The organism is Neoroseomonas lacus, from assembly GCF_014644535.1.
GTDB classification, from domain to species: domain Bacteria; phylum Pseudomonadota; class Alphaproteobacteria; order Acetobacterales; family Acetobacteraceae; genus Neoroseomonas; species Neoroseomonas lacus.
The window spans coordinates 449,552-468,552 of record NZ_BMKW01000003.1; the positions used below are offsets into that span (position 1 = coordinate 449,552).

Sequence of the window (19,001 nt, forward strand, 5' to 3'; positions counted from 1 at the left end):
CGCATGGCCATCGAGCTTTGGACCTGGAACACGCCGAATGGGCGCAAGATCAGCGCCGCGCTGGAGGAAATGGGGCTGCCCTACACGGTGAAGACCGTGAACATCTCCAAGGATGAGCAGTTCAATCCTGAATTCCTCGCCTTCAGCCCGAACAACCGGATCCCGGCGATCCGCGACCCGGACGGGCCGGACGGCAAGCCGATCACGGTATTCGAGAGCGGGGCGATCCTGCTGTATCTCGCCGAGAAGACCGGCAAGTTCCTGCCGCGCGATCTCCGGTCGCGCGTGCCGGTCTATGAATGGCTGATGTGGCAGATGGGCGGCTTCGGGCCGATGCCGGGCCAAGTGCATCACTTCATGATGCGGCCGGATGGGCCGGCCAGGGATTACGGGCTCGAGCGCTACGGCCGCGAGACGCTGCGGTTGTATGGCGTGCTCGACAAGCAGCTCGCGGGACGGGACTTCGTGGCGACGACGGGTGAGCCCTCCATCGCCGATTTCGCGATTCTCGGATGGGCCTGGCGGCATGAACGGCATCTGCCGACGCAGGGCAAGGCGATTACCGGCTACCCGAACGTGGCGCGCTGGTACGGGACGATGATGGCACGGCCGGCGACGAAGCGCGGATTCGAGGTCGCGCTGTCCTAGGCTTCGCGGCGGGCGACGCGGGATGTTTGACGGCCCGCGCGCCCACCGGTAGAAGCCGTGCCCTGCAACGCCGTGTGACTTCCACTCCTGCGGAGGGGTGGCCGAGTGGCCGAAGGCGGCGGTTTGCTAAACCGTTATAGGATGTCAAGTCCTATCGTGGGTTCGAATCCCATCCCCTCCGCCAGTTCTCTAGGTTTTTTGTAGGTTTCAGGGCTTTAGTCCGAGATCTTCCCACAAAGGTTCCCACATCAAGCCTCCGATTAAGGCTGAACGTTTGCGGCCGCCTGCGGACAATGTGACGTCATTGGCGGCGCGCTGCGGAAAGCGCAGGGCGATCCATCGCCGTGCTTCGGGCAGGGTCGTCCATTCGGGCGGGACTGGTAATTCCGGATGCTCGGACATGGGCTCTGGGCCTCCTACATCACCAGTCGGGACGCGACCCTAGCCCAGGGCGGCGGCATTCAATAGGGCCGTGTCACATAGGCTCGTTGCAGCTCCTGACCAAGAAATGCGAAGCGCCTGCTTCGCACGGGTTGCTGCGACATGAAGAAGGGACCGATACTGAATGACGATGTCTTCCCGGTCCGCTGCATCGACCGCAGCCCGAAGCACGCCTGGTGGCGGGAATGCGGTGTTGGATAGAAACGGGATAGCCACCGCAAAGAATTCTAGACCCTTCGCCCGGTGCATGGTCGTGATCCGGACACCAGGAACGGCGCGATCGTCAGCGCCGGACTGAAGGAGCACCGTCTCGATCCCCGCGGCGCGTAGGGCTCCGTGGACCCGCTCCACGTCCGCCTTCCGCGCGCAAAGCACGCCTATGTCGGAGAGTCGAATTCGATCCGCCGGGAGCCCGCGGAGCCAAGCTACCAGCCCCTCCAGCTCCTCCGCCTCGGTTTTGCACCCAACTAGCAATGGGGCAGCCCCCCGCATGAGGCTGACGTAGCCGCGCAGTGTATCCGTCCCCTCGTCAAGGTCATCCACACTCACGCCCTCAAGGACGGAGACGGCCCAAGCGCGGATCTCTTGCGTGGTCCGGTAGTTGAGCCGGAGCTGCTTCGAGCGGCCCCGGACGTTGATCCCGCAGGCGGACATGCTAGCTCGCCGCCCATATATCCGCTGATGCGCGTCTCCCACGATGAACAGAGAATTCCGGTCCCCGGACGGGGTCTCCGGAACGATCGCCCGGATCAGCCGGAACGCTTGCTCCCCCATATCCTGCGCCTCGTCCACGATCACAGCGGCGTAAGGGAGGTTCGGTGCCTCCGAGTTCAGGATTTCGGTCGCCTCCCGGTACGCGTCGTCCGGCTCTGCAAGCCCCTCGCTGATCAGCCGCGCCCGGTAATCGGCGAAGATATCCCAAAGGACAGCACGCTTCTTGCGGTCAAGTGGGGTTCCGCGCCCAGCCCGGGACGCCTTCAGGTAGCTCCTCTGATCGGCCACCCCCTTGGCCTGCACGATCTTCGCCCATTCCGCGCGGACGAACGGCTCGGACAGCCCCTCGGGCAGCTCGTGATCGTCGAATACCGACCGCCAGACCTCGTCGAGGCGGTCGCGCGCCTCGCCGAAGAAGGCCACCTCGCGCGCGAAGCTTTTGCGCTTGAGGAACTGGGAGACCCACCGGTCCAGGTTGATCACCTCGATCCGCGGCGGTCGCGCGTCCAGATGCGCCGGGCAAAGAGTCCGCAGGTTGGCGTCAATGTCATGGGCGAGGCTGGTCGTGAAGGTCGTGAGAAGCACCCGCCGGCCCGCCTGGGTCGGATCCTCCTGGATCTGGTCCGCCAGATGCTTCGCCCGGTGCATCGCAACGACCGTCTTGCCGGTCCCGGCGCCGCCCCGGACCAAGACCGCCCCATTATAGTCCCGGTAGGCAATCTTGCGCTGTTCGGGGTGCAGGAAAACGCGCCACCCCTCGAGCCCCTCCTCAAAGACGCGACGCAGCTCCGCCTCGCTGTCCGGGATGAAGATGGTCTGGCGGCTCTGCTCCGTCTCGATCAACTGCCCGAAGGTCAGATCCGCTACGGGTGTCTGCGCCTCCGCGTCCCGCTCCCCGCCGACCCCGGCCAGCGTCTTGATCTCCTCGTCCTCATAGCCGGCCGCGACCGCGTAGAGGATCTGATAGGTGAGTGGGTCGAACCGGTCCTCCGCGCCCTCCATCGCCTCGATCGTGGGGATGTTGCGGACCGCCGGCAACTCCTCCTCTGGCACACCAAGAGCGCGCAGCCGCGCGTCAGGGACTCTTTCGAAGAGACGCGGGGCAGCGGGGGCCTGGATCACCACAGGCTCGGTCACCGCATCGACCTCCTCGATGACCCGGATCCGGTTCGTCTCCGGGTCGAGCTTGACCCGGCGCCCGGCCGCCCAGCGGTAGGCCTTGTCGTGCTCGTTCACGTGCACGAACATGATGTCGCGGCCAACCTCGAAGGCGATCGCCCTGTACCCCTGATCGACCCGCAGAGACTTGATCGAGCTGTCCTTGGATCCCTCCACGGTCTCGAGATTCAGCCCGTTCGCGGACGGGTCGGACATGTAGCGGGTCATCATGTCCATGAACTTGAGCGCCACCCGGTCGGGCAGCTTCCGCAGGCTCTTCATGCAGCCAATGTCATAGGAGACCCGCTTGGTCATCGTGGCCGTCATGTCCGTGCCTCCTGAAGGGCCTTGATAATTCTCGAGACTGTCTCCCCAACTTGGTCGGTCTCCGGATCGAAATGGATCAGGGCCCAGCCGACCCCCTCATGGGCCGTCTCAGCGACTGCGACGCGCGCCTCCACCCATCCGAACTCCATCATGCCGATCACGCGGCTACCGGCGAGCAGGTCGTCTCCGACCCGGTCCGGCCCGGGGGTTTCCGCCGCCATCAGCGCGTCGATCAACGGGTGGAACGCCTCGTCGCAGAGGGCGCGCGCCTCCGCCCAAGCGGCCGCGCGCGGCCCCACTTCTGGCTTGGCGACCGGCTCCGACAGGTCCGGCGGCGCTAGCGTGTCGAGCCCTTCGACTTCTACATGGAATCCGCGCACTCCCTGGAAAAGGTTCACGATCCGCCAGAGCCCGCGCCACGCTTCCGTATACAGGGCCTTCGCGGCTGGGATTTCGCCTGAGTCTGGTAGGGCCGCACGCAGAAGTAGCCGGATGTCGCGGTCCGACTGCGCCCATTCCGTCGGCGAGATCTTCTGGCAGGCCAGATAGAGGTCGAGTGCCCCGACCCCGACATGCTCCGTGAGCCCCGACGAGAGCAGGAACAGCCGCCCCGCGTCGGAGAGGGCGGCCTGTCGAGGGAGCTTATCGAGCGGCCGCCCCGCCTTGACGAGCCCCCGAACCAGGATGGAGCGGATCGTCGCATCGCAGTCGGCGTCCCCATCGAGTAAGCCACGGAGCGCCCCCAGCGTGCTGACCGTCTGAAGCGCACGGACGGCCTCCGCATGTGGGGCGAGGAGCGGGCTTGCGAGCGCCTTTCCGAGGGGCCCGGTCATCTGCGTGCCGAGGGCGGTCTCGGAGAGAGGGTTCAGGTAGCCGCTGTCCTCCGGGTCTAGGTCTCGCCAGGACAGCGTCCAGACCCGCACCTGCCCGGACCGGATCATCAGCATCCGGTCCAGAAGGTCCTGCGCCACCGTGCCCGCGTGATACTCGATCCCGTCCATCTCGATTACGATCGGTAGCCCACCGCCGCGGCCGACGGGCGTGACCAGGAAGTCGACCCTCTTGCGAGGGAGACCCCGAAACCGAGCGTCGATCTGCACCTGCGGCTCGATCGTCCAGAGGCGCGGCGCGTCCGACGGGCCCGCGCGCAGCACAAAGCCGCGACGTCCACCCGGGAGGACCTGCGGGGTTAGCGCCCCGTCACCGTAAAAGCCGGAAAGGGTCCGTAGGAGCCGCTTCTCGAGCACGCTCTCGACCAGCGCCCCCCGGATCGACTCGTCGATCCCCGTCTCGGTCCGAGTCAGGCTGTCCCACTTTTGAAGGATCGTCTCCATCATCTGCCGAGCCCGGTCCCGGTCCGGCTCCCCCGGTCCGAACTGGGACCGGTACGGCTTCACGCAACGGAAGCACCCGTTGCGGTCCGGCTCCTGGTTGCAGGGGCAGTCTCGGAGCGCCTCCGCCGCGCGGCTGATCACCGCGCGCATCGTGTCCGGGTGCTCAGCGATCTGGCGCAGATAGCCTGAACCGCCTGGGACGGAGTCGTAGACGTAAAGACTGCGGACCGTGGTCATCCCGTTCAGTTGCGCCTGGAAGATGGTGGACCGGATATGATCCACTTTCCCCGCGAAATGACGCCGCATCCCGAGGTTGATCGCCGCAACGAAGCTCTTGAGGTCATCATCATCCGCGTCGCCGACCACTGGGATCACGATCCGGATCGCCTCTGTGTCGAACTTCCGCATCAGGAACACGCCGGTCTCCCAACGGTCCCGCTGCAAGTGTTGATTCCGCATCACAAGGCAATTCGGCGGGTGCGTCCCGCGATCGTCCGCGCCGCGTGGCGGGCCCTCGAGTGACCCGCAGTGCCGACAGATCCGGAACGGCTGCGCAGGCCGGCGCTCCCCCGCGATCCTTGGGCCTGGAAGGCTGGATTTCTGGCCGAAGTTGAAGTCCCGGAAGGTGCAGTGAGGGAGGAACTCAAACCCAAACGGGGCGCCGTTGTCCCGGCTCGTGAACCAAGAGGTGGCGATGTCTTCCGGCCCGTGGAACGGCATCAGGACCCGGTCGAACTGGCGCTGGTCCCGCTGATCCCCGTCCCGGATCGCCGCCTTTTCCTCGCTGTCCACCGAGATGACGGACTTCAACTGGACCACGTTATGTTCGGAGCCGTTGTCCGACCACATCTCGTCGCCGCATTTCGGACAGGTGCGGGCTTCCGACCCCTCGATCCGATGCGCGACATGCGAGCAGGCGGGGCAGAAGGTCCAGGCGGTCAGGTCCTCCTTGCCCATCTCGATCCGGTCGATCTGGACCTGGCGCCCGTTGGCGTAGAAGAACTGCCCCGGTGCAAACTCCGATAGGGCGGAACTGGCCGGGCGGGAGTATTCCTTGTGCAGCAGTCCATCCTCGTCGCGCGCGACCGCGCCGTCGTTGCGCCGCGACAGGATCGAGGTCAGCTTCACCCCCTCTTCCGGGAAGGCGTAATTCGGCAATATCCCCTTGTCGGTCAGGAACTTGATCACCGGCACGTCGTCGATCCCGCTGCGGATCAGCCGGTTAATCTCGGTCCGGTCTCGGTTGAGGTCCTGCTCGCGACGCTGATACTCGTCGTCTGTCAGCTCGGCGCGGCGCTTCTGGAGCCGCTTGAGCTCCTTCGTCGCCTCCTCCCGCTTTTCCACAAGCCGGGCCCGTTCTGTCGCTGCCGCGTCGAACGCCTCCCCGATCCGCCACCCGATCGATTTCGGATCCGTCCCGGTTAGGTAGGACCGGATCCGATTTGCCAGATCCGTCCGGTCCCGGACCTCCTGCGGCAGGCCGGAAAGGAACCGGTCCGCCAGCTCCGGCCCAGTCTCGCGCACCAGCTCAAGCCATTCGACCGGGAACCCCTGGGTCGCGCCCGAAGTCCGGCGCTTGAGCACGTCACGGACCTTCCCGTAATCCCCGCTCACGGTCGAGCCGAACACGTAGACGTCGAGGGTGAACGCGGTCACCTGGCGAAGAAGTACCTCCTCCGCCGCGAGGAACACGCCCGGCGGCCGGACCTGGCCCGCCAGCATCGGGGTCGGGTTCTCCCAAAACTGGAGGTCATGTGCGCGCGCGTTCGCGAGGACCATGTTCAGTGCATTCCCGTCACGCCGCCCGCTCCGCCCCATCCGCTGGACATAGTTCGCCTCCTCCGGAGGAACGGAACTCAGAAGCAGGGTGGACAGATCCCCGATGTCGATTCCCATCTCAAGGGTCGGGGTGGCCGAGATCAGGTTCGGGGCCCAGCGGGTCTCCCCCTTGATGAACCCGGTCTCGACCCGCAGCCGCTCATCCGTCTCGAGGATCCCGGTATGCTCTCGGGCGACCACCCTATGGTTTCGGTCCGAGCGGAGGGATCGGCGCAGGGCAGGACGGTCAGGCTGTTCCGTGGCAGCGAAGTGCCCGCCGCAGCCTATTCGCGTACAGGAGGATCCGACGAGGATCTCCGCGTTCTCTGCGAGCGCGGTTTCGCGCCGGCCGCAACGGTCGCAGGTGAGCCCGATCGTGGCGGTGGAAACTGTGACCCGCTCAGGCACCAGGAGCCATGCGTGCCGGTTCTGCCCCTCCGGCCCGTGCACGCGCCGTACGATATGGTCCGCCTCAAGCCGCCGCAGCAGGATCGGGTAGATCGTTTCCGGGTCCGTCGCGTAGCGCAAATCGGACGGGCCGATTGTCCGGAACAGCCAGTCCCGGTACCAGCTGGCGGCTCCCATCCGGGTGATCCGTTCGAACCCAATCGGCGGCTGGCCGAGGGTCACTGGGATCGGGGCTAGGCCCCTGCGACCGTCCGGGCTCGGCAGGGAGCCAGTCTTCCCGACCCCCACCTGGATTGCGGCCGCGAACCAGTTAAGCCCATAGCTCCCTTTGCCGGTCGCGATCGCACTCTCGAGATATGGGTGCGCCACAGATCCTTGCCGGCGCATCTGCTGGGTCACCCCTGCGAGTAACCGCGTCAGCAAGTCCGGGTCGAACTGAGGCGCGCCCGGCAGCTCGTTGCGCAGTTCACGCGACAGGCGGTCCGCGGAAAGACCAAGCAGGTACGTCGGGACGTCCGCCGCAGCCATCCCGTTCAGCTCGAGCGTGTGGTTGAAGTGCGCCCGGTAGCTCAGATCGACGAAATACTCCCAGCCGAGCCGGATCCGGATATGGTCGAGAAAGACCGGATCAGTGATCGCCACCCCGCTTTCGACCAGGTCCCGGTACCGGCGCCTCCATGTCTGCTCCTTCGGGATGAAGAGAGCTGTGAACCCGTCCGGGCCGAACTCGGCCAGCTGTGCGCGAGGGACCGCCTCGATCACCTCGTGCAGGCTCATCGCGCCGCTCTCGGTGCCGCGAAGGGCCCCGTAAAGCGCCTTCTGGTAGACGGAAAGGGCGTTCCGGGTCTCCGCCACCGCGGCGCGATGTGCGGCGTCTTGAACCGAGTCCGAGAACATCAGGAAGCGCGGCTTCGCCTCCGGCCGCTCCTCGTTCTGTTCCGACGTGTAGAGCGTCCCGGTAATGCCGCTCGTCAAACGCGCTGCGCGCATCCCGAACAGGAGGAGCCCTCGCGCCTGTCCGCAGGCGGGGCAGGTCCGATCGATCCGACCGTTTGCGTCCGTCGGGTTGTACATCCAGACCGGCGAGGCTGGTCCTGGCTCGAGATGGTCGTGGTCGGCCGGGGTGAACTCGACCGTCTCCGCGTGGAGCACGCCCTTCACGATCTGGCCTCCGGCGCCGCTCGCCTGGACCATGCGGTCGATCGACTCGTGATAGATGAGCCGGATCCGGTCCGCCCCGTTCTCGTCAAAGAACTCCTGATAGAGCTGCTCGAGGTCCGCATAGAGCGACTTCGATCCGGCGTTCTGCCGCCCGAGATGCGCCGTCGCTCCGCACCGGTTGCAGTTCACGACGGGCAGGGCCCGGCGGAGCATGTGCCGCTCCAGGTCTAGCGCGTGGAACAGGTCCATCTGCGAGCGGACCCCGCCCGCCTCGAGCCGCGGCAGGGTCGTGACCATCCGGGACATCTCCCGGATCCAAAGCTGAAGCCGAACATTGAAGAGCGGCCTTGGGCTTTCCTCCGCTCCGGATCTGGCCCAAGCGACCAAGGCCACGACCAGTTCGGCCAGCGCGCTCTTGTCCGTCTCCGGCCAGTCCCGAAGGGCCCGGACCTGTCCGAGCCCGGCCGCGATCACCTCCAACGAGGCAGGCCCCTTGTGCTCGGCGATGATCTTCAGGGTCCGCTGGCACAGGTGGTGCTGGACCAGCCGATCCCCGAGCGCGATCCGCCAGGCTGGGTCAGCCGGGTCACCCCCATCGAGGAAGGCGAGGTCCGGAGCATTCCGATCCGGAAAAAGGCAAGCGGCCAGCCGCCGCGCCGCCCCCGGCTGATCCATCTCTGCCGCCTCACACAAGGCCGCGTGGATCTCGGCAGGGTCCGGGCGGTCCAAATATTCCGGGTCCTTGAACACCTCGTTCGGGGTCTTGCGGGTCTCCCGGACCACCGCGCCCGCGTCGAAAGGCTCGCCGAATATCCTTTCTGCGTAGCGTCTCAGCTCCGTCGCCGCCTCGTCGCCGGAGCCGAGCGTGGCCGACGAGCCGATGCAGATCAGGTGACCATCAGGGGTGTTCAGACGGTACTTCAGCCGGCGCAGAAGGAGAGCGAGGTCCGCTCCCTGCGCCCCGTCGAAGGTGTGCATCTCGTCGACCACCAGGAACCGAAGCGTCTCGGGGTCGTTGTGTTGCCAGAGCGGTTTGTCGCGCCCGCGCAGCAGCAGGTAGTCGAGCATCTTGTAGTTGGTCAGCAGGATGTCGGGCGGGTTCCTCCGCATCGTCTCGCGATGGGTGATCACGCTCTCCGAGGTCACCTCATGCGCCGGGTTTTGCGGTTCCGCATCCGCATAGATGCCCGCCCGCACACCGTGAAGCGACGGGATCCGGTTCAGCGCATCCGCGATGCGGCGTGCCTGGTCGGTCGCCAGCGCGTTCATCGGGTAGATCAGGATCGCCTTGATCCCGGGCTTCCCCTTGTGCCGTCGACAGTGATCGAGGATCGGCCAGAGGTAGGATTCCGTCTTGCCTGACCCTGTTCCGGTCGCCACCAGCGTCGAACGCAGCGCCGCCCCGCTCAGCCGGGCGAAGGCGTCCATCTGGTGTTGGTATGGGGCGAACCGCAGCGGCACCTCCGGGAAGGGCTGCGTCCAGGTCCCGTTCGCCGCCCCGTCGATCTGCCGGAACGGCATGTCGACCGAGATCCACGGCCCCTTCAGGAAGTTCCCCGGCTCCGCCATGAACCGCTCCACCATCCCCTCGAAGGCAGGGCTGGTGCTGTTCAAGGTCGTGTGGACCAGTTCGCGCAGGCTGTCCTGCACATGACGGGCGAGGAGGACCGGGTTCATCCTGAAGTCACTCCGTCACGCCTGCACTACCGGGCATGCTGTTCGATCCTTCCCGCAGCCCGGGCGATCGCAGAATGACTCACATGCTGAATGGTATTCTCTTTAATGTAACCATTGAGATACTCGGCTGAATTCGACTTCAAGCCAAATCGCTTGCAGACGATGAAGGTGACCGCCTCGGCCTCGAATTCCCGGACATCCAGTCGATTGGGCCGCCGATCCGGCCACTTCTTCCCGCTGCCGCCGAGATGCCCGAGGTATACGTGTGCAAGCTCATGGACGAGCGTCGTGAACTGCGCGTTCGGATGGAGGTTCGAGTTCACCCGGACGACCCGGCCCGGCGTGGCGGGCTTGCCCTTGGCCTTCGGGTCAACCTCGACCGCGCGAGCGTCCCCGGCGCGGGTAGAGGCCAGGCTGACCGACTTCACGTCGATCCTGTCCTCCTTCAGGGCGTGGCGCGCGACGCGGTCGATCAGGCCAGCTCGAACTTCGACAGGCTCGCCGAAGACCCTGTCCAAAAGGGCATCCTCGACCGGGTCCCCGGTGGTATCGGCCAGTTCGTAGGCGCAGCGCACCGGACAGAAGGGCCACAGGACAATGATCGGGATGGAGGCCGGCTTCACCTGCCGTCCGATGTCCCTCCACGTGTCGGGGAAGGCGACATAGCGCGCGCCCGGGCGCTGGAGGTCTGCCAGCATGAGGTTGAACGGAGCCATGTGGGTCTGGCTGGAAATGCGATTGAACAAGTCTACCCACGGCGGGCGGGCGCCCGGATCGCTTGCGGCGCGGTAGAACTCGTCGATCCGGTCCGCCGTATCGCGCAGGATCGCATCGATCCCCTCGTCAATCGGGAGTTCGGCTTGACGCGCGTTCATTCCGCCGCCGCCGCAGACTTCAGCCGCTCGAAATGGGCCCAGGCGCGGCGGTAGTCCTCGATCCGGTCGCACTGGGTGAAGGGGCCGGCGAAGCGGCGGGTGACGGTGCGGGGGCCGCCCGGCATCGTATCGTCGATGGCGGTGCAGGTCAGTTCCGCCGGATTGTCCGCGACGATCCCGTCCCAAGCAGCACGGCCTGGGCTTTTGCCACGCTCATCCAGCCAGCCGACGCCGGGGAGGCCCTTAGAGCAGGTCCAAACGATCCGGCCGTTCTGATCGTACCAAGTGCCCGCCTCGTTCTCCTGAAGGACCGGGAAGTAGATTCGGTAGATCTCGATTAGCTGGTCTAGGGTCAGGCCAAGTGCCTGTGCGACCAGCACGTCGATCTCGACGAGCGCCATTCGACGGGCGAATTCTGTCCGTAGGCCCGCGGTCCGGTCCCAGGTAGCGGGACCTGCAACCGTCCCCTCTAGACGGAGACGCTGATCCCCAGAAGACCAAGAAAGTGGTTTGAGGCTATTGGCGTGCCTTTGCCATAGCCCACTAAACGCAGATGTAAGGCACACTAAACGCAAGACACGGTGGATCGCAGCTTCACCGCAGGTGATCCAAGGAAGTCGCGCTATGTCTGCGTGAAAAAGATTGGTTACACCTGCCGCCTTTATAAAGAAGTCGAAAGGCAATGCAAACAGCATCGATGCAAAATTCAGCATGCTTCTTTCGTCATCGAAAGCAATGCTCTCAACTGCATTTATGTGGGTTGCTCCAGCAGGAAATACCGTGCAAACCAGACTTCTCTCACTATTTAGGTTGACCATTCTTCTTATCGCAACCCGAAAGAATTCGGCGTGCGTCTTCGCGCTGTCCCACCGGCAGCGAGGCATTCGACGGCGGTACTCAGGAAGATCAACTGCTGGCTCATAATTAGTTCTAGGAAGATAATTGGACGGCGCCTCCATTAAGTCAATTACGTCATAATCAGCATTACTTCGGGAGTTTCTTCTCGCCGTTTTGTATAGCGGGTTTCCCACGAAAAAGAGCGGACCCTGTAATATCATACGCTCTGCCTCTCGGAATGCGCTTCTACGAAGAATCGTTCCGTCTTTCTGCGCCCCCGTTTCATGCCAGTGTGAAGACATTTGCCACAAAGGGACTTCAACCACCTGATCCACTGCCCCAGATCGGACAGAAACCCGCACTTTAGGAATAACAGCTTCCAGCTTTCTAAATCTGGCCATTTGACGAAACACTTCGAGCGTCCGCGTTGAGAACGGCTGGATGAATCTTGCCTCTTCAATTGGAACAGCGTCATCTTCTGAAAGCGAATGAATGACTGCAAGCGAACTGCGGTCAATAGGAATAACGCGATCTCGATGACCACGAGTATCCCAGTTTCCGTCAGAATTTTTGATTCCCGGCAAAACACCAATGCCATCTTGGTCAGCATAGGACTCTTCTACTTGTCCTGGCAGGAAGGCGAAAGTGAACTGATCAAAATTTATCTCCGCCGATACCCCTCTATAGACATTCAAACTAAAGCGTACATGGTCAACAACTTCAGAAAAATTCTTGCCTGTGATCTTGTTGCTGTGGTCGAAATGTTTGGCAATCCTAGAATACCAGTGCCGCCGGAACGCCCCTGACTTCGGGTCTCCCAGATGCCCGTCCTGATGGATCAGCGCTGCATAACCCTTCGGCGCAACAAGACGGAACGACAGGTCGATGAAGCAGCGATAAAGGTTGTTCGACCCGCCCCCGGCGAAGGGGTTCATCACCTCGGACGAGGTCACCTCCATCGCCCCCCGGGTCGATACGAAGTCCTTAAGGAAGGCCTCCACTGCCGGAACCAGCCGCCCTTCCCGCCGCACAGCTGGCGCCTTCGGCAGTGCATCGCCCAGAACCTTCTTCGCGTCGGACGCCGAAAGCCCCGCATAAAGCGGATCGATATCTGCCAGCACCAGACCCTCGTTCCACGAGGGCTTGGCCCAAGGCGGGTTCCCGACGATCACGTCGAACCCACCCCGCGCCTTCATCACGTCGGCAAAAATCAGGTCGAAATGGACGAAGCGCTCGCGCTCGGCCACCTCGACCGCCGTCTTCAGCCAGTCGAAACTCTCGATCAGCGCCTCAACATTCGTTTCTCGGAACAGCCCCTCCTGCCGTTTGGCCGCCGCCTTGAACAGGTCGCTCGCGGGTGCATCCGGTTCCAACAGGTCGAGGAAGTCGGGGGCGGGGTCCGCGAACTCCGCCACGCTCGGCGCGGCCAGCGCGCCATCGGCGGTGAAGCCCCCTTCGAGGATCATCGCCATCCCCTGAAGGAACTCCGCCCGACTGGGCAGCAGCTTCGCCTTGTCCAGCGGCCAGAGCCAGAGCGCGCACCAAGCGTCCAACGCGGTCTTCAGCCGCTTGTAGGGGAGCGTGTTGGTCGCGTGGTCAGCCCCGATCAGTTGGGCGTTGCGGCGGGCCTTTTCGTGGAAGTCCATCCCCTTGTTGCCCGGCATCACCTTATCGGGCCACAGGGTAATCTCGTCATTCGCCGCAGCCCGTGTCTTGGCGAGGTCCTCTGCGACCTGGTCAAACAACGCCTCGGCGATCCGGCTGAGCTTCTGGACCAGCTTGACCTCGTGCGGTTCCAGCTTCTTGAAGAACCCGCCCTTCCGCCATTCCTTGATCTGGTCCTGCGCATCCTTGGCGAAGGGGGCGATCGACTTGTCCTTGTCGAAGTTCGCCATGTCCTTGGCGGGCAGCAGCCACTGCCAGACATACCCGTCCGGCAGCCGTTTGCGCCAGCCGATCTCATCGGGCTTGCCGTTGAACCAGAGGTCCCCCTGCGCCTTGGCGCTCAGCAGAGATGGAGCGTAGGCAGCCCGGCGCGCCCCGATCAGGGAGTTCCCGGCATGAAGCTGGTCTCCGAACCAGGGCGAGAACTCACTCCCGTGGAGGCTGTTCAGCCAGAGCGAGATCGCCCCCAGCTCGACCGCGATCGGGTTCAGGTCGACCCCGAAGCAGTTCCGGTCCGCGATATAGGCCCGGACCCGTTGCTTCTCGAGGACGATGTCCTCCTGCGGGATGGTCCTGCCAGTCTCCTTCTGCTTGCGTTCGAGGTAGAGGTCGGCGAGCTGGTTCGTGGTTTCCACCAGGAACGCGGCGGAGCCCATCGCAGGCTCGAGGATCTTCAGCTCCAGGAGCTGGTCGGCCTTCAGGTCCCGGCACCGCTCCATCAGCGCGTGCTTGACGAGGAGCCGCGCCAGTGATTCCGGCGTGTAGTAGGAGGCAGATTTCTCTCGGTCTCGACCCGCGAGCCGGTAGATGAAGGTCCCCTTGGGGTAGACCAGCGCCTCCGACCCGTTGAAGACGATTTCGTCCGGGGCGAACTCGCCGATCCGGCTGCGCTGGACGAACCAGCTTGGAGCCAGCTTGTCGACCTTGTCGCGGCGGAACTCTACGTCCTGCTCCGCCTCCAAGGCATCGAAGAGGCCATCACCGGCGCCCTCTTCTGCTCCCGGCGCCTCTGCTTCCTCGGCTTCCTCTGCTTCCTCTGCTTCCTCCTCTCCGTCTTCGGCCGTGTCGTTCGACCTTCCCTTGCGGGGCTTCAGCTCGATCAGGTCAGTCTTGGCGACAACCCCGGTGAACGAGATCAGGGTCTCGTAGACCGCGCCCAACTGGCCGATCCCGAGCTTGGCGTAGGAAATCCGACCCGTGCTCTTCCCGGTGGACCGGAGCGAGAGAAGCCGGATCACCTGCTGGACCGCCTCGTTGCGCAGCCGCAGCCCGTTCAGGAGCGGGGTGCTCTCAGGGTCGAGCAGGGACACCTTTACGGCCGGCAGGCGCAGCCCGGTCCCTCGCTCCTCGTCCACGAGGTCAAGGCCGGTGTAAAGGAGGTCGAGGGTCTGCTGGAGGCTCTCCCACAGGAAGGACCCCTCGCGGTCCGCCGTGGTCCGGAGCGGGGCGGATTCGAGCTCGCGCAGCGCCTCGAGCGAATACCCGGTTGCATAGATCGGGTTGCGCATGTCCAGGAGCTTCAGGCGCGGGTTTGCCTCCGCGTAGAACAGGAACAGGAGCCTGTACATGTAGCGCAGGCACTCGCGCGACAGCTCCGGCCCGTCGATCCAGACCCCGCGACGGCCCGGGTCAGGGAAGGTGGACGGGTACTTCCCGCCGGTTACCGCGATCACCTCCTGACCCAGCAGCTCGATCGCGTCCCGGACGGTCCGCTTCAGCGAGCTGGTGACCGCGTTGGCGTTCCGCTGCGCCTCCTCCTCGAGCCGATCCGAGATGGGCACCCCTTGGTCCGGGACGCGCGCTTCGCGAGAGATCAGGCAGGCCATGACGGTCAGTGTGTCGCGGTCCGCACGGGTGAAGATGTCCTGGAGGTCGAACCGGAGGACCGACCGGGCAGGCCACTTTCGCTTGTCGATCAGGACGAGTTGCGACAGGCCGAGGACGAGCACGTGACGCGGCCCGTCGGACAACTCAAACACCCCCTCCGCAAGGACGGACTCAATGGTCCGGTCGAGAAGGGCCGCCTCGCGCAGGTCCGGCGGAACCTGGTCCGCGTTGAAGCAGGCGCCGAGCGGATCGGATGCCTCGTCCTCCGGTGCCGGGACCGGCGCCTCGATCACCCAGAGCGCGTCACGGCCCGTCGCGTCCGCGGCACGGGAGACGAGCGGAATCACCGGCGCCCCGGCGAGCGCCGTAAAAACCCCCTCCCGCCGCCACTCATAGCCGAGGGCGCTGAGGAGGGCGTGATGGGCGTCACGGACCAGCTCGGCGCGCCGGGACCGGTCAGAGCTGTTCCGGACCTGCCGCAGCGCCTCCATCGTCGGGCCGGCGACCCGCACGAGCCGCTCCACGGGGTGAGCGCCCCGCTCAAGGCTCGCCCAGCGAGCGGTGATGTCCTGAAGCTCATCCTTGAGCACGTCCGACAGGGTCCCGGACGGAAAGAACTCAGCCTCGTTCTCGATCCCAATCAGGTCCATCCGGTTACCCCACAAATACGGCTTTGACGTCCACGTGCGGGTTCGGGTCAGCCACCATCTTACGGGTCCGGTCGAACCATTCTGTCCAGTCGTGGAACAGCTTCTCGATTTCCTGCTCCCGCTTGCGGCGGATCGTCAGGCGTCTCTTCTCGACCGGGCTCATCCCCGCATCGCCCACGGGTACATCGCCGAGGTCGAGCGTAAGCTGGGTCCGAAACCGGGTCTCCAGGGCGGCTAGCCGGTCGAGGACCGCGTCAAGATCACGCTCGATGTCCGCCTCCCGCGCCTTCCGCAGATCTACGAGGTGGGTCTGGAAGCGGTCCACGGCGATCGGGATGGTCGCCTTCGCGGCCGACAGGTCCTCTAGGGGGCGGCTTGGGGTATTCTCCGAAAGCCGGGTCCGGGTGAGGAACGTCCCCACTTCCTCGATCCGGACCGTCTCGTCCGGGGACCAGATCACCACGGCCCACCGGTCGACGACCGGGGCCCCATTCGCGTTCGGGATCGCCCCGTGTAGGAGGACGGCAACCTCCCCGGGAAGTAGCCGGCCCGCGAGCGAGGCCACCGGCGCCGCATGTTCCGGGAAGAAGATGCTGGCCCGGTCCGCGAACCACTCGAGGATCGGATGCCCATCCCAGAGGTACTGCACGGTCGGCCAGGCCCGCTCCTGCGCCTTCGCGTCACTGATCGCCTGGTTGATCACACCGGGTTGGTCGGTCAGCTCGATCCGGCCTCCGGGGCCGACCGCCTCCTCCGGCATGAACCGACCGTCCACGGCGCCCTCACTCGCGTAGCCGAACCCGTCCCGGGCCCGCATGTCGGCCGGGATGGCGAGCTGGATGAGCCGGTCCGCCTCATGGATCCGCGGCACCTCCGGGAAGGCGGTCTCCTCGGGCCGGGACAGGCGCTCGATCATCGCACGCGCGTAAGTGAACGTGTCCAGGTAGAGGCGGGGCGGGCCCTGATCCGTCGAGGTTGCCGCCTCAGCCGGTGCCGGTGCTGCGTAATCCCCGAAGAGAGCCGCGAACTCGTCGTCGACCGACATGTGGGTGATTACCTCAGCGGCGCGCTCATCCATCTGGCGCTCGAACGCCTCCGCGCCGATCGCGGACGCGACCGCCTCCGCGACGACCGCCTCCTCCCCCTCCGCGTCCCCGGCGCCGAGGAACACGGCCGGGTCCCCGACGCCTGCCTGGGCCGCCTCGTCCTTCGCAACAAGCTTCTCGAGGACCCACATCTGGCGCACCTTGGGGTGCGTGCTCTTGCCTACGAAGTAGCTGATCTGGGGCGGCCGGTCCTGGCCGTACCGGTCAATCCGCCCGTTGCGCTGTTGGAACCGCAAAAGGGACCATGGGAGGTCGAAATGGATCAGGCGGTGGCACTGGAAGTGGAGGTTGAGCCCCTCGGACGCCATGTCGGAAGCGATCAGGATACGGATCGGGGATCGCTCCTGGCCGAACGCCTCGATCACCTCCTGAGTCCGGACGTCCGCCTCGACGCTGCCCCCGTCCACCCGCGCCATTTGGTCCGCTGAAAGGTCCAGATCCGCACGCAGCCGCTCTGCGAGCCAAGATACGGTTGCGATTCGCTCCGAGAAGACCACCAGCCGGTCCCGGGGCGCCCTCCCGGTCCAGCGCAACTCGCGCAGAAGCTGCAGGAGCTCCTGGTACTTGCTGAACGCGCCCGTATCGATTGCGGCCACCTGGTCGGCCAGCGACTGCAGCCGGTCCCGGTCTGCATCGGTACCGCGGGCGGTCCCGTTCTCGATCCCGCGGATCCGCCGCTCGAGCGTCTCGAGGCAGGCGACCGGGCTGGAGAAGATCGCCTTGGCGATCGTGGTCCGGAACAGGTCGATCGCGCGCCCCCGGGTCTGCTCCTCGTCGAGATCGAGGTGGAGGTCTGCGATCGCCTGATAGGCCACCTCCTCCTGCGGGCTAAGCGGGAAGTGGCGCGGGAAAAGCTGCCGTTTCGGGACAGCACGGCCGATATCGGCGACCACCTCGGGCGAGGACCGGAACCGGCGGACAACAAGATCCTCGATGTCGGACCTGTGCAGGCGGGTCGGGTTCGGTACGCGGGTCGGGTCCAGCATTCGGATTAGGCTAGCGAAGCTCTCTTGCGACCCGTCATGCGGGGTCGCGGTCAGCAGCAGCAGGGAGTCGGTCCGGCGGGACAGAAGCTGGGCCAGCTCCGCCCGTTGCGAATTCGACCCGGCGGCCGACTTTCGTTCGGCCGCGTTATGTGCCTCGTCGATGATGATGAGGTCCCAGTAGGAGTGCTTCAGAGCGTCCCGGATCTGGGTGTCTCTTTTCAACGTGTCGATCGAAACGATGGACCGGTCGAACTGGTCGAACACGTTGTAATGGGCCGGGATCCGGTTCCGCATCCGCCGGATCGCGGCGCTGTCGAGCCGGGAGAGTGGGATCGAGAACCGAGTCCAGAACTCCTTCTGGAACTGGGTCAGCATCGCGCGGGTCGTGACCACAAGGATCCGGTTCGCCCGGCCACGCAAGGCGAGCTCCGAGGTGATCAGGCCCGCCTCGAGGGTTTTCCCGAGACCGACGTCATCCGCGATCAGAAGCCGAACCCGGTCCTGGGCTAGCGCCCGCTCCACGGGCAAGTGCTGAAAGGTAAGGTCGTCGATCGCGGCCCGCCCGAGCGTGAGGGGGCGACGCGTCGTGGTGGGCGTCGCCCGGAACGCGGCCGCGAGGTGCAGCTTCGTGTCGATGAGCCCGGACGAGGTGTCTGGGACCAGCCGGACTGCGGCCGGATCGAGGATGCGCGCGCCTTTTTCGAGGTCCCAGACGAACCGGGCCTCTTTGTCCCGCACGAGCCCGCTCAACCCGCGGCAGTGGACCTCTCGAAACCCGCCCTTCAGAGTCGAGGTGCCTATTACCTTCCAGGTGGTACAGCGGAGCTGGATCACAGATCCAGGCTGAGGAACCGCACTCACTTTGCGCGCCCAGTCACAGCAGCATCTTTGATCAAGTACATCTGCTGATCCTGTAGCCCGAACATACATGGGCCCATTTGCACCTGATCAGAAATTCCGCCCTGCCTCATTTCTTGTCGCGTGAGCATGGCGCCTTAGCGCTTCGCTCCGATTGCTTTCAGCCGCTCGTATTCCTCGACCGCGACTACTACGACAACAGTCCTGCGGTGCTTTTCAATCGTTACGGGCCCAGCCCGCACCACATCGATCAGTCGGCTAAAACCGTACTTCGCTTCCTTGGCCGTAAGCGTCAATATTTCTAATCCTCAGCATCGGACCGAGGATTGGCCACTTTGGCCGGAACTACAACCCGGCTTTGTCGGACAGGTTGATTTTTGTGCGGCCGATAGGCTGCTTCATGCCGTTGACTTCTGCGCCCGCTCCACCGGAGATCCCTGCGAAACGCCTTGCTGAGTGAGCGAAGGACTGATTCGCTGATGCTTGTGATGGCAGCGGCGAGGCGGGGATG

At 64.8% G+C, this 19,001-nt stretch carries 8 protein-coding genes and 1 tRNA gene; 2 read left to right on the forward strand and 7 right to left on the reverse strand.

Annotated elements, in window-relative coordinates; translation table 11 throughout:
- Positions 1-3 precede the first annotated feature (3 nt).
- Both IEY36_RS08595 and IEY36_RS08600 read left to right on the forward strand, forming a co-directional pair.
- Positions 4-648, forward strand: coding sequence for a glutathione S-transferase family protein (locus tag IEY36_RS08595; protein ID WP_188966620.1), 645 nt, complete (start codon positions 4-6; stop codon positions 646-648).
- 91 nt (positions 649-739) lie between these two features.
- Positions 740-832: transfer RNA gene (locus tag IEY36_RS08600), tRNA-Ser, on the forward strand.
- Between the two features lie 23 nt (positions 833-855).
- Here the strand turns inward: IEY36_RS08600 and IEY36_RS08605 are convergent.
- The 7 genes from IEY36_RS08605 to IEY36_RS30580 all read right to left on the reverse strand — a co-directional run bounded on the left by IEY36_RS08605 (position 856) and on the right by IEY36_RS30580 (position 18,786).
- The gene (locus tag IEY36_RS08605; RefSeq protein ID WP_188966621.1) at positions 856-1,050 is read right to left on the reverse strand and encodes a hypothetical protein; all 195 of its coding nucleotides are present in this window, start codon (positions 1,048-1,050) and stop codon (positions 856-858) included.
- 39 nt (positions 1,051-1,089) lie between these two features.
- Positions 1,090-3,288 carry a UvrD-helicase domain-containing protein gene (locus IEY36_RS08610; RefSeq protein WP_188966622.1) on the reverse strand — a complete coding sequence of 733 codons (2,199 nt, stop codon included), beginning with the start codon at positions 3,286-3,288 and terminating at the stop codon, positions 1,090-1,092.
- On the reverse strand, positions 3,285-9,686 hold the full coding sequence (locus IEY36_RS08615; protein ID WP_188966623.1) for a DEAD/DEAH box helicase: 6,402 nt from the start codon (positions 9,684-9,686) through the stop codon (positions 3,285-3,287). The genes IEY36_RS08610 and IEY36_RS08615 overlap by 4 nt, the downstream gene beginning before the upstream one ends.
- Positions 9,687-9,712: 26 nt before the next feature.
- Positions 9,713-10,561 (reverse strand): ImmA/IrrE family metallo-endopeptidase, encoded by an 849-nt coding sequence (locus IEY36_RS08620; protein WP_188966624.1) that lies wholly within the window; start codon positions 10,559-10,561, stop codon positions 9,713-9,715.
- Positions 10,558-15,540: an Eco57I restriction-modification methylase domain-containing protein gene (locus IEY36_RS08625; protein WP_188966625.1), complete on the reverse strand. Its 4,983-nt coding sequence runs from the start codon at positions 15,538-15,540 to the stop codon at positions 10,558-10,560. The genes IEY36_RS08620 and IEY36_RS08625 overlap by 4 nt, the downstream gene beginning before the upstream one ends.
- Before the next feature lie 4 nt (positions 15,541-15,544).
- Complete coding sequence (locus IEY36_RS08630) at positions 15,545-18,370, reverse strand: DEAD/DEAH box helicase (protein WP_188966626.1); 2,826 nt, start codon at positions 18,368-18,370, stop codon at positions 15,545-15,547.
- Between the two features lie 257 nt (positions 18,371-18,627).
- Positions 18,628-18,786: a type II toxin-antitoxin system prevent-host-death family antitoxin gene (locus IEY36_RS30580; protein ID WP_268238113.1), complete on the reverse strand. Its 159-nt coding sequence runs from the start codon at positions 18,784-18,786 to the stop codon at positions 18,628-18,630.
- Positions 18,787-19,001 lie beyond the last annotated feature (215 nt).

Excerpts from the sequence above, each read along its gene's own strand:
- IEY36_RS08625 (WP_188966625.1), bottom strand. The coding sequence starts at position 15,540 with ATGGACCTGATTGGGATCGAGAACGAGGCTGAGTTCTTTCCGTCCGGG.
- IEY36_RS08610 (WP_188966622.1), bottom strand. The coding sequence starts at position 3,288 with ATGACGGCCACGATGACCAAGCGGGTCTCCTATGACATTGGCTGCATG.
- IEY36_RS08620 (WP_188966624.1), bottom strand. The coding sequence starts at position 10,561 with ATGAACGCGCGTCAAGCCGAACTCCCGATTGACGAGGGGATCGATGCG.
- IEY36_RS08605 (WP_188966621.1), bottom strand. The coding sequence starts at position 1,050 with ATGTCCGAGCATCCGGAATTACCAGTCCCGCCCGAATGGACGACCCTG.
- IEY36_RS08595 (WP_188966620.1), top strand. The coding sequence starts at position 4 with ATGGCCATCGAGCTTTGGACCTGGAACACGCCGAATGGGCGCAAGATC.
- IEY36_RS08615 (WP_188966623.1), bottom strand. The coding sequence starts at position 9,686 with ATGAACCCGGTCCTCCTCGCCCGTCATGTGCAGGACAGCCTGCGCGAA.